Source organism: Psychromonas saccharinae, assembly GCF_051201515.1.
Taxonomy (GTDB): Bacteria; Pseudomonadota; Gammaproteobacteria; order Enterobacterales; family Psychromonadaceae; genus Psychromonas.
The window spans coordinates 1200249-1211505 of sequence record NZ_CP195153.1; the positions used below are offsets into that span (position 1 = coordinate 1200249).

Annotated in this window: 11 protein-coding genes; 6 read left to right on the plus strand and 5 right to left on the minus strand. The window is 38.1% G+C overall.

Annotated elements, in window-relative coordinates; translation table 11 throughout:
* Positions 1–251: 251 nt before the first annotated feature.
* Genes modA through ACR30L_RS05345 form a run of 4 tightly spaced genes read left to right on the plus strand, consistent with a single transcriptional unit; the run spans position 252 to position 3258 of the window.
* Positions 252–1049 carry a molybdate ABC transporter substrate-binding protein gene (gene modA / locus ACR30L_RS05330; protein ID WP_435236999.1) on the plus strand — a complete coding sequence of 266 codons (798 nt, stop codon included), beginning with the start codon at positions 252–254 and terminating at the stop codon, positions 1047–1049.
* A gap of 2 nt (positions 1050–1051) precedes the next feature.
* The gene (locus ACR30L_RS05335; RefSeq protein WP_435237000.1) at positions 1052–1849 is read left to right on the plus strand and encodes an ABC transporter permease; all 798 of its coding nucleotides are present in this window, start codon (positions 1052–1054) and stop codon (positions 1847–1849) included.
* Positions 1842–2483 (plus strand): ATP-binding cassette domain-containing protein, encoded by a 642-nt coding sequence (locus ACR30L_RS05340; protein WP_435237001.1) that lies wholly within the window; start codon positions 1842–1844, stop codon positions 2481–2483. Before ACR30L_RS05335 ends, ACR30L_RS05340 begins: the two co-directional genes overlap by 8 nt.
* Positions 2484–2502: 19 nt before the next feature.
* A complete protein-coding gene (locus ACR30L_RS05345; RefSeq protein ID WP_435237002.1) occupies positions 2503–3258 on the plus strand; it encodes a Rossmann-like domain-containing protein in 756 nt (251 codons plus the stop codon).
* A 67-nt stretch (positions 3259–3325) separates the two neighbouring features.
* On the opposite strand, the gene ACR30L_RS05350 is transcribed toward ACR30L_RS05345, so the two are convergent.
* Both ACR30L_RS05350 and ACR30L_RS05355 read right to left on the minus strand, forming a co-directional pair.
* Positions 3326–4360, minus strand: a complete 1035-nt coding sequence (locus ACR30L_RS05350; protein WP_435237003.1) for an OmpA family protein — start codon at positions 4358–4360, stop codon at positions 3326–3328.
* Positions 4361–4714: 354 nt separating this feature from the next.
* Positions 4715–6544, minus strand: a complete 1830-nt coding sequence (locus tag ACR30L_RS05355) for an ABC transporter ATP-binding protein (RefSeq protein ID WP_435237004.1) — start codon at positions 6542–6544, stop codon at positions 4715–4717.
* A gap of 149 nt (positions 6545–6693) precedes the next feature.
* On the opposite strand from ACR30L_RS05355, the gene ACR30L_RS05360 reads away from it, so the two are divergent.
* Positions 6694–6888 (plus strand): hypothetical protein, encoded by a 195-nt coding sequence (locus ACR30L_RS05360; protein WP_435237005.1) that lies wholly within the window; start codon positions 6694–6696, stop codon positions 6886–6888.
* Positions 6889–6903: 15 nt separating this feature from the next.
* The gene (locus ACR30L_RS05365; RefSeq protein WP_435237006.1) at positions 6904–7923 is read left to right on the plus strand and encodes an adenosine deaminase; all 1020 of its coding nucleotides are present in this window, start codon (positions 6904–6906) and stop codon (positions 7921–7923) included.
* A 125-nt stretch (positions 7924–8048) separates the two neighbouring features.
* Here ACR30L_RS05365 and ACR30L_RS05370 read toward each other — a convergent pair whose 3' ends face one another.
* From ACR30L_RS05370 to ACR30L_RS05380, 3 genes are read right to left on the minus strand one after another with little or no spacing between them, the layout of a single operon-like run.
* Positions 8049–9275 (minus strand): ABC transporter substrate-binding protein, encoded by a 1227-nt coding sequence (locus ACR30L_RS05370; protein WP_435237007.1) that lies wholly within the window; start codon positions 9273–9275, stop codon positions 8049–8051.
* Positions 9276–9297: 22 nt separating this feature from the next.
* The gene (locus ACR30L_RS05375) at positions 9298–10149 is read right to left on the minus strand and encodes a carbohydrate ABC transporter permease (RefSeq protein WP_435237008.1); all 852 of its coding nucleotides are present in this window, start codon (positions 10147–10149) and stop codon (positions 9298–9300) included.
* Positions 10149–11075, minus strand: a complete 927-nt coding sequence (locus ACR30L_RS05380; RefSeq protein ID WP_435237009.1) for a carbohydrate ABC transporter permease — start codon at positions 11073–11075, stop codon at positions 10149–10151. Before ACR30L_RS05380 ends, ACR30L_RS05375 begins: the two co-directional genes overlap by 1 nt.
* Between the last annotated feature and the right edge of the window lie 182 nt (positions 11076–11257).

The following is an 11257-nucleotide window of genomic DNA, read 5'->3' on the forward strand; positions in this document are numbered from 1 at the left end:
TTACTTTTTGTTGTTATGTAACATCTGTGCAACATGTTTTATCCTTGATGCGATAGTTGTATTTGTATGATTGTGCTACCTATTTTGTGTCTTTTACAACAAAAATACTGACAACAATATATGTTGTTATTTTAAGTTGTTGATATTTAATATAAATATTTTTGGCTTAAGTAATGCTATAGATGTCTATATACCGTTATAAACAAAAGTAAATAACGATTTTTTGTTTATTATTAGAGGACTCTAAATCTATGACATATTGTAAAGCTACCACTAAAATTTGTTCGTTCTTACTCACCTTGTTGTTATTACTAGGGAGTTCCTTAGTTTCATCTGAATCTTTATATATATACGCAGGAGCAGGTTTAAAGCCTGCTTTGGATATATTAGCAGCACGCTTTGAACAAAGAGAAGGAGTTACTATTCGCATCGATTATGGCGGCAGTGGGCAAATATTGTCGCGTTTTCAAGCAAGCCACCGAGGGGATTTATTTATTCCTGGTTCTAAGGTTCATTTTGCAGCGCTGAATGGATCGGATGAACTACTGTCAATACACAATCTTGTTATGCATACACCTGTGGTGGGGATTTTCCCAGATAAAAAAGATCTAATACAAGATTTTTCTGACTTGTCTAAACAGGGAATAAAAGTGGGTGTTGGCGATCCAAAATCAATGGCGCTAGGTAGAACGGCTGAACATATCCTCAAAAATTCACCGTTAGAATCAGCTATCCGTAATAATATTGTTGTGCAAGCCGCAACGGTAAAGCAGCTTACCTTGTATGTGCTAAAAGGTAATATCGATGCAGCCATTATTGGACGTTCTGATGTTATGCAAAATCAGGGGAAGTTAAAGATGATTGCTATTCCTCCCGCATGGTATAAACCTGAAATTATTGCGGTTGGAGTGCTTAGCACAACAAAACTACCTGATTTAGCAAATCGTTTTGCGAGTTTACTGAGTTCACAGGAAGGTATTGATATCTTTATCAAACTTGGTTTTCTTCCCTATCAAAAAGAGCCAAAACTCAATGATAAGGATAAGTAATTATGCTTTATATGCTTTGGTTTTTTTCAGTGTCCCTATGTTTAATTCTACTGACGATTACAGGAGTGCTAGGTTCTTTACTTACCTATTTAGCGCCATCGGTTTTATTTAATACGTTATTGATGGAGGAAACGCGTTTTGCCTTACAGCTTACCCTTGAAACGTCATTGGTTTCCTTAGGTATTGCACTTGTGCTTGGTGTTCCGACTGCTTATTTACTTGCTCGTCGTCACTTTGCCGGTAAATTATTAATCGAAACATTACTTGATTTACCACTGGTGACGCCGCCCTCGGTCGCAGGAGTCGGATTGTTATTTTTAGTCGGACACAATAGCGTACTGGGTGATCAGCTTGCGTTACTTGATATTGATGTTCTCTTTTCCCCCTTAGGAATTATTGTTGCTCAGAGCTATGTTGCGACATCAATTATTGTCAGAACAAGCAAAGCGGCTTTTGCTGATAATAGTATTGATTATACGCATATGGCTTGGACTTTAGGCCTCACGCCTGTATGGAGTTTTATTTTAGTGGAGTTACCCATGGCGGGGCGGGGAATTGCTGTTGCTGCCGTTCTTGGGTGGGCTAGGGCAATTGGTGAGTTCGGTGCGACGTTAATGGTTGCGGGGGCAACACGATTGCATACTGAAACACTACCGATGGCTATTTATCTTAATATCGCCAGTGAAGACAGTGATTTAGCCGTTGCCTGTGCTGTGATTTTATTAGCATTAGCTTTTATTTTACTATTTTCAACACGGTTAATTGGTAAGTTATGTATAAGGGAGGTGAGTTATGTCTGATCTTTGTATTCAGGATATGTCATGTCGAAAGCTTGATGGCCTTTGTTTAACCGTAAAATCAGGTGAATCCGTAGCAATTCTTGGTGCTTCGGGGGAGGGGAAAAGTACCTTATTAAAAGTGATAGCAGGCCTACTAGATTATCAAGGGATAGTCAGTTTTGATGGGCAATGTGTTGCTAAATTAGCAACCTATAAACGTTCTTTGGGTTATTTAAGTCAAGATTTGAATTTATTTCCACATCTTAATGTAATGAGTAATATTCGTTTGGCATTACTATTTTCTGTTAATAAGAAACGATCTCATATTCAACAAATCCAGCATATTTTAGCACTTACTCATGCTTCTCATTTAGCCAAATGCTATCCGAACGAGCTTTCCGGAGGGGAGCAACAACGTGCTGCGCTTGCGCGTTGTTTAGTTCGTCAGCCTGCATTATTGTTGCTTGATGAACCCTTCGCCAATTTAGATCAAAATACAAAGTTTTCTCTTTGGCATGAATTAAATGATTTGCGCCGTACATTAGCGATGACCATGCTAATTGTGACTCATGATCCCGATGAAGCCGCAATACTTGCAGACCGAGTTTTCTATCTATCCGATGGAAAATTATATGAGTGTGTTAATAAGACCTAACTAAACAATGAGGTTCCAAATGGATTTACTATTTCAAGCAAAACATAAATTAACGTCGATTTTGAATGAAAAACAACTTTCAGAATCATCAACAATTCACATTAAAGCACGTGGCTTAACGGCAGAGCAAGCCATCGGGCAGCCTAAACGTAGCGATTATCCGATTCAAAATGGTAAAGAAGTGATGATCGAAGCTGACTGTGATGGTTTTTTAGGACAAGCGTTTACAGATCAGCCTACCGATTACATCGGTTCATTGACTGATATTTTGTCACTTTCGTTAGATACTGTTGCTAATAGAGCTTTGTTTGTGTGTTCATTAAATGCAGTCTTAAGAAAAAATAAACTCGCCGATAAAACGGTTCATTGTAAAAATGAAGAGCCTGAAATGTGTGCAACGTCATTAATGCAATGGCTACAGGAGCGTGTTCAACCCGATGCTAAAATAGGATTGATTGGTTTACAACCGGCTATGTTGCAAAAATTAAGTGATACTTTTGGTGCACATCGTTTGCTTGCCTCAGATTTAAACCCGAATACAATTGGTAGTCAGAAATGGGGGGTGACGATTTTAAATGGGGAGCTCGATAATCAGCGGCTAATGGAACAAGCTGATTTTGTTTTAGTAACAGGATCTGCAATTGTTAATGGTTCGTTTAATCAACTTTATCATTATCTCTCTGAAATCAATAAACCCTTTGCTGCTTTTGGAAATACAATTTCAGGTGTTGCGTCGTTACTTAATGTTCCTCATGTTTGTTTTAATGGTCGATAAAGCATCAAAAATAATTATAAAAAAAGCGCCGAAGGGCGCTTTTTTATTAATAACAACTTAAATGTTATTATTTTTTCTCAATTGTTAAACCTGGTGTAAATACGGATACACGACGGTTTTCAGCACGACCAGCTTTAGTTTTGTTAGTTGCGATTGGTTCAAGTTCACCGTGGCCTTCTTCAACAACACGAGATGGAGAGATGTTGAATTTAGCTGCTAGGTAATGACCAACAACTGCAGCACGTTTAACTGAAAGTGCTTGGTTGTATGCTGTGCTACCAGTACTATCTGTATGACCGATTACATAAAGTTTAGCTTCTGGGTAATCGATAAGATGTTGAGCAATTGGCGCAAGTTGATTTAAAGACTCTTGAGATAATTGATCACTATCAGTCATAAATGGTAGTTGTATAGTCAATGGTTCAATATTAACCATTACAGGTTCAGGTACAACTACTGGCTCAGGCACAACAACTGGCTCTGGCACAACGACTGGTTCAGGCACAACAACAGGTTCAGGAATAACTACAGGTTCTGGTGCACCCCATGCATATACTAAGCTTACGCCGTAGTAATGTGTGTTCCAGTCAAGGTCAAGGCCATGCACATCAAATTCTACATCGTGGTAGTATTGGTATTCTACGCGTGCAGATACATTTTTGGTAAATGCGTATTCTAAACCAAGACCCAAAGTTGGGATAAATCCTTTGTCATTGTAATCATTCACAATGCCACCATCACCTTGAGATATGTAATAAGAAGCACCGGCTTTAGCGAAAATGTCTGCTGAATCATTAAGATCCCATGAGAATTTACCAACAAGATCTACAGCCTGTTGTCCGACTGAGCCATTACCGAGATCAAAATCACCAAAATTTGTATATCCACCTTCAATAGCAAAATCTGAAGCAATGTTGTAACCAAAAAACGCACCAAAAGCTAAATCGTCTTTATCTGTTCCACTGTCAGAAAGTCCACTGTCACCGAAGTGATCTGCACCAATACGTGCACCTAGGTAGAATGGATTTTCAGCATTAGCTGTTGCATTAACAGTTCCCGTTGCCAATAGGGCAAATGGAAGTAGATATTTGATCTTGTTCATATTTATTCCTTAATATGTTACATTTTTGTTGACAAGAAGTACTAAACTTCTCAATTTTACCGAATTAATATAGTTTATAAAAGAAAAATCGTAATGTTTATGACCTTTTTTGAACTTTTTTTTCATATATTGGTCGGAGAGAGCGGGTTTCTTTAAAAATAAATATCAATTAAGGCGAGAAGAAAAATATTTAGCTAGGATAGATGATTACTGAACAATATTGCATTGCCTTGCGTCAAGTGCCTTTCAGTTCACCCTGAGTTTTTGCGTTGTTTTCTTATTTAATAGAGCGATGTAGAAGGGCAACGGTAGATGCGTTACCCATACCTAATAGAGCGTTATTATAGGCGGGTTTTAATCCATGCCTAAAAAACCACCGGTTTGATGTGACCATAATTCAGCATAAATACCACCTTGTTTAATTAAGTCGTGATGTGAGCCTTGTTCGATAACCTTTCCTTCATCTAAAACAATGAGTCTATCCATTGCCGCAATGGTCGATAATCGATGTGCGATTGCAATGACGGTTTTTCCCTGCATTAATTTATTTAAACTTTCTTGAATAGCGGCTTCGACTTCACTATCAAGTGCTGATGTTGCTTCATCGAGTACGAGTATTGGTGCATCTTTAAGTAAAACACGTGCAATAGCAATACGTTGGCGCTGTCCACCTGATAACTTAACTCCACGTTCTCCAACTTGAGCATCGTAACCAGTGTTGCCAAAGTTGTCGGTTAATCCGAGTATAAAGTCATGTGCTTGTGCTTGTTTTGTCGCTTTAATCAATTCTTCTTCACTGGCATCTGGTCTGCCATAAAGTATATTTTCACGGATAGAGCGGTGCAGTAATGAAGTATCTTGTGTCACCATACCTATATTTAAACGTAGGCTTTCCTGTTGGACATGACCAATATTTTGATTATCAATTTCAATCGATCCTTTTTCTACATCATAGAAACGCAATAATAAATTAACAATAGTCGATTTACCTGCGCCTGAACGACCGACTAACCCTATTTTTTCACCTGGTTGAATATGTAAATCTAAATCGGTAATAACGCCTTTACTTTCTCCGTAATGGAAACTCATTTTATTAAAGTCGATCGCGCCTTGGGTAATTTTTAATGGTTGTGCGTCTATTTTGTCTTCTATGTCATTTGGCTTAGCAAGGGTACGCATGCCATCGGTTGCTGTTCCGATATTTTCAAAAAGAGCACTTAATTCCCACATAATCCATTGCGACATACCATTTAGACGGAGTGATAAACTAATCGCAATCGCAATTGCTCCCACGGTAATAGCACTTTGCGTCCATAAATAAATAGATAAAGCACTAATAGCAAATGCTAATAAATAATTGGCGGTATGCACGCTAACACTGACCGCCGTCGCAAGGCGCATTTGTTTATAAACGGTATCTAAGAAGGCTTGCATACCTTGTTTTGCGTATTGAGATTCAGAATCACTGTGGGCAAAGAGTTTAACCGTTGAAATATTGGTATAACTATCGACAATACGTCCGGTCATGGTAGAGCGTGCATCGGCTTGTTTGGTCGCAATTGCACGCAAACGAGGAATAAAATGAATCTGTAATAAGGTATAGATGACCAACCAACATAGCATCGGGATTATTAATCGAAGATCTGCCTTGGCGATCATGACTACCATCGAAATAAAATAAACCGCGATGTATACAATGACATCGAGTAATTTCATCACGGTTTCGCGAATAGCCAATGCTGTTTGCATGACTTTAGTGGCAATACGCCCGGCAAAATCGTCTTGATAGAAAGAAATGCTTTGTTTTAGTAAATATCGATGCGCAAACCATCGAATCGACATAGGGTAGTTTCCAAGTAACACTTGGTGAATAATTAATGAGTGGAGTAGGGTTAATAATGGGATAACGATAATAATTAGCCCACCCATAAGTAATAATTTTAGCCCTTCTTCTTGAAATAATGTTTGTGGATCTTTGGTTGTTAACCAATCAACTAATTGACCCATAAAGCCAAATAATGACACCTCTAGAATGGCGAGAGATGCCGTTAAAATAGTCATAAAAAATAAAGCGACCTTATAGCCTTTGGTATAATGAAGGCAAAAGGCAAATAGTGTATTTGGTGGTTGAACTGGCTCTGTGTCATCTAGTGCTGGCACTAGCTTTTCAAAAAAATTAAACATTTGTTTATCCGATTGTGATCTTATACGTATGTTACTTGCTGAGTTTGTATCTTGAAGTATTATGAGTATATATAATTAACATATAGCAGATAAGTCTATCTTAATGCTGCCAATAAACAATTTTTTAATAATGTTGATAGGAAAAACAGATGAATAAGTGCTATTTACTGGTCGTATTATTTTTAGCTGGGACTCTTTCTGCCTGTGGAGAAGAGAAACAAACACAGCAAGTTATTATTCCTAAGGCACAGCTTGATGCATTAGATAAAGCGAAAGGCATAGAAGCACAATTATTACAAAGTAAACAACGACAAGATGAAAAATTACAACAACAGGGGTTGTAATTAATAGGAGTGAAAATGTCAGAGGTAAATTTTGATTGGTTAAACCAATTACCGAAAATTGAATTACATCTTCATCTTGAGGGAAGTTTAGAACCTGAGCTGATGTTTGATCTGGCTAAACGTAATCATGTCACCATTCCTTTTAAAACCGTTGAGCAAGTACGAAATGCTTACCAGTTTGATAATCTGCAAGATTTTTTAGATATTTATTATCAAAGTGCTAATGTGCTGCTCGTGGAGCAAGATTTTTACGATTTAACCTGGGCTTACTTATTAAAATGCCAACAACAAAATGTAATGCATGTTGAACCCTTCTTTGATCCGCAAACGCACACTGATCGCGGTATTGATTTTGAAACGATTATTAATGGCATTACCCGTGCGTTGAATGACGGTAAAAATAAATTAGGTATAAGTAGTGAATTAATTATGTGTTTTTTACGTCATTTGAGTGAAGAAGATGCTTTTATCACGTTAGATCAAGCGTGGCCTTATATTGACCGAATTAAAGCCGTAGGGTTAGATAGTTCCGAGCGAGGGCACCCACCTGAAAAATTTAGTCGTGTGTTTGCAAAAGCACGCGAGTTAGGATTATTAACCGTTGCCCATGCGGGAGAAGAAGGGCCTGCTGCTTACATACGGACAGCATTAAATGATTTAAAGGTGTCAAGGGTAGATCATGGTGTTAATGCAATCCATGATCAATATTTGATGGTTGACCTGGCTGATAAGCAGATACCTTTAACGGTTTGTCCACTTTCGAATACGAAATTACAGGTCTTTTCTGATATGTCTGAACATACTATATTAGATATGCTATCCCGAGATATTTGCGTTACTGTTAATTCCGATGATCCCGCTTATTTTGGTGGTTATATGACTGAAAATTTTGTTGCAATTGCGGAAGCTTTATCTTTGACTAAACCACAGGCAAAACAGTTGGTTTTGAATGGTATTAATGGAAGTTTTACTTCTAAACATAGAAAACAGGAAATGTTAGATGTACTCGAAGGTTATTGTTCCTCTTCACTTTAGGCAACAATAAAAGCTAAGTAATAACAATATAATACATGCGTGTTTTATGTATTGATATTAATACTATTTCCAAAAAATAGAGCTTAAGAACATGACCCTAACAAGTTAAGGCCATGTTTTACTACTTATTTAAAGGTACGTTGGCGTACTTTTTCTAGGCGACTAAGAATACTGTCGAGTCGATCGGGTTTGACCATAAATTCTTGGAAACCTTTCATTGCTTCTTTAGCCATTGCAGGATCGGTATCACGATCAAAGAACTGTGCGGTACCATCGGCATTATTAAGCATATCTACGCCTTTATTTAAAAACACATTATCAACAGCATGTGCTTTATTATTTGGTGGGATCTGTAATAGTGCTTTATTTACTGCAGTTTGATTTTCTGGACGCGCCATAAAGGCTAAGAATTTACGCGCATCAGCTTTGTTTTTCGCTTTCGATGGAATATGTAAAGTATCCATTGGTGCATCTTCTGACATACCCACTTCAGGATTAATGACTGGGAACTGCATAAAGGCCATTTTCCCATCTAGTTCAGGTGGAAAATTAGGTACAATAAAGTTACCAATTAAGTACATTGCAGCTTCACCGCGATATAAGAACGGTTGTGCTTCTTGCCATGAATAGGTTGCGTGATTTTCTAAGTAATAACCGGGTTCAACCATTTGCTTCCATGTTTCAAAGACTTTCTTAACCCGTGAATCAGTATAAGGGACTTTGCCATCCATTAAATCCATGTGGAACGCTAATCCATTCACACGTAGATCAAGATAATCAAACCAACCCGCAGTTGTCCATAGGTATTTAGTGCCTATGGTTACAGGGGTAACGTTGTTTTTTTGCAATGTTGCACAGGCCGCTAAATATTCATCCCAGGTTTTCGGTTCTTTAATGCCTAACTTATCAAAGATATCTTTACGATAATAAATACCCCATTGATAATAAGTATAGGGAACACCCCATTGTTTTCCATCAATGGTCATTGCAGGTTCAGCACTCGCAAAATCTTGATGTAACTTATTGTTATCCCAAATATCAGATACATCTTCAAATAAGCCACGATCAACAAAGGCTTTCATACGGTTACCCGCGTACCAAAACACAACATCTGGTGGTGAAGTGACCAACCAGTTACGAATAGTGGTTTTATAACCTTCATGATCATAAAGATTATAGGTCACTTTAATATCGGGATTCTCTTGTTCAAATGCTTTTACAATTTCACCAAAGGCAGCCTTTGGTGCCGGATCCGATGCATCGGAGTTAATAATTAACTCACTTGCATATGACATAGACGACAGCGTGACTGACATTGCGCTGACAGCAAGCATTTTCTGTAGTTTTTTCATATTGTATCCTCGTAAGGGGGTATTACCCTTTGGTTGCACCTAATGTTAATCCCGCAATAAAATGACGCTGCATAGCGAAAAATAATGCGACGGGGGGAAGTGCGGCAACAACAGCACCAGCAGAAATTAAATTCCACGAAGCAAGCCATTGGCCTTGAAGTGAACTAAGTCCAGCCGTCACCGGGCGAACTGTGTCACTCTGTACTAATACCAATGCCCAGAAATAATCATTCCAGATAAAGGTAAAAACAAGCACGGCAAGTGCTGCTAATGCAGGGCGCACTAAAGGCAGCACGATATACCAGAAAATTTTAAATTCGCTCACGCCATCAACGCGGGCAGATTCTAATAACTCATTGGGTAAACCAACGATAAAATTACGCATAAAGAGCGTACAAAATCCGGTTTGAAAGGCGACATGAAACATAATCAATCCCATATGGGTATCATAGAGACCAAGGTTAATGGTTAAATCACGGACGGGGATCATGAGTATTTGAAAAGGAACGAAATTACCGCCAATAAAAATAGCAAGCATCCATATGTTGGCTTTAAATTGATATTTTGCCAATGCAAAGCCTGCTAGCGTTGATAATGCAACCGCCCCCATGACGGCAGGTAAAGTAATGATCATTGAGTTCAGGAGATATTGACCCATCGCAGTAGATTCAAACACCATGGTGTAGTTATCAATAAAGTTGAAGCTCGTTGGCCAGCCCCAGTAATTTCCTTGATTAATATCTTGGATAGAACGGATTGAGGTCATCATGACCGCTGCCAGTGGCATTAACCATAATAGGATCGTGATTGGTAAAGATACACGATAAAGAATATTGGTTAATTTTGATGAATGTTCAATGGGTTTTGGATACATTATTGTTCACTCCTTAGCATGCGAATAAGGAAATAGGTGATGTAAACGGCCATGATTAAAAATAACACCACGGCAACGGCTGCACCGTAACCCATTCGATAATTAAAGATAGATTCTTCGTACATCATATAAGCCAGTACCGTTGAACTTCCCCATGGGCCGCCAGCGGTCATTGTTGCAACTAAGTCGAAAGAGCGTAAGGCACCAATGACGGTCACCACGACGGCAATGAATGTGGCAGGAGATAGCTGAGGAAGAATAATATAGCGCAGCATTTTTATCCCTTTTGCTCGATCTAACCGAGCCGCTTCAATTTGTTCGGGATTGAGGCTATTCAAACCTGTTAAATACAGGATCATGCAATAGGCTATTTGTGGCCATAGCCCAGCGGCGATAATCCCATAGGTGACATATTCTTCACTCGAAAGTAACGCAATGGTGTGAAAGCCGAATAGATCAAGAATGCTATTTAATAGTCCTAAATTAGGATCATAAAACCAAGAAAAAACCAGACCAATAACAACCTGTGAAATAACAAAGGGGAAAAAGAAAAGTGCTTTTACTAGACGGATACCGGCAACTTGTTGATTTAAAAATAATGCGATGCCTAGCCCAATTGGTGGAGCCAGCATAAACAAAACCATCCAAATAATATTATTGGTCAGTGCAGTCCAAAATGTTTCCGAATCGAATAATTGAATATAGTTATCGAAACCTACCCAGATTTTTTCACCTAGACCATCCCAACTATAAAAACTGAGTATAAAACTTTCAACGATTGGATAAAGTACGTAAATGCTGAATAAAATTAAAGCAGGCGCCATAAATATCCAAGGAATAAATACTTTAGGTATTCGTTGGTGGACAACATTGGATTTATTGTTCGGCCGATTAACGCGTAATGTAGATGTATTTTGATTATTCATATCTGCTCCGTATTTTTTACCAGATATCCATTGCACATTATTGTTTTATGCAATATTTAAACGCATTTCTATGTAACCATTTCAAAAATTTATAGTGGTCACAATACGCCTGAAAATGTTTTACGCAAAAAAAATGGGGTAGCAAAATACAGAAATGAGAGTTTAAGCTCATAACTAAAAAT

Coding starts and splice junctions, on each gene's coding strand:
- ACR30L_RS05365 (WP_435237006.1), top strand. CDS start 6,904: ATGTCAGAGGTAAATTTTGATTGGTTAAACCAATTACCGAAAATTGAA.
- modA (WP_435236999.1), top strand. CDS start 252: ATGACATATTGTAAAGCTACCACTAAAATTTGTTCGTTCTTACTCACC.
- ACR30L_RS05335 (WP_435237000.1), top strand. CDS start 1,052: ATGCTTTATATGCTTTGGTTTTTTTCAGTGTCCCTATGTTTAATTCTA.
- ACR30L_RS05370 (WP_435237007.1), bottom strand. CDS start 9,275: ATGAAAAAACTACAGAAAATGCTTGCTGTCAGCGCAATGTCAGTCACG.
- ACR30L_RS05355 (WP_435237004.1), bottom strand. CDS start 6,544: ATGTTTAATTTTTTTGAAAAGCTAGTGCCAGCACTAGATGACACAGAG.
- ACR30L_RS05375 (WP_435237008.1), bottom strand. CDS start 10,149: ATGTATCCAAAACCCATTGAACATTCATCAAAATTAACCAATATTCTT.
- ACR30L_RS05340 (WP_435237001.1), top strand. CDS start 1,842: ATGTCTGATCTTTGTATTCAGGATATGTCATGTCGAAAGCTTGATGGC.
- ACR30L_RS05380 (WP_435237009.1), bottom strand. CDS start 11,075: ATGAATAATCAAAATACATCTACATTACGCGTTAATCGGCCGAACAAT.
- ACR30L_RS05345 (WP_435237002.1), top strand. CDS start 2,503: ATGGATTTACTATTTCAAGCAAAACATAAATTAACGTCGATTTTGAAT.
- ACR30L_RS05350 (WP_435237003.1), bottom strand. CDS start 4,360: ATGAACAAGATCAAATATCTACTTCCATTTGCCCTATTGGCAACGGGA.
- ACR30L_RS05360 (WP_435237005.1), top strand. CDS start 6,694: ATGAATAAGTGCTATTTACTGGTCGTATTATTTTTAGCTGGGACTCTT.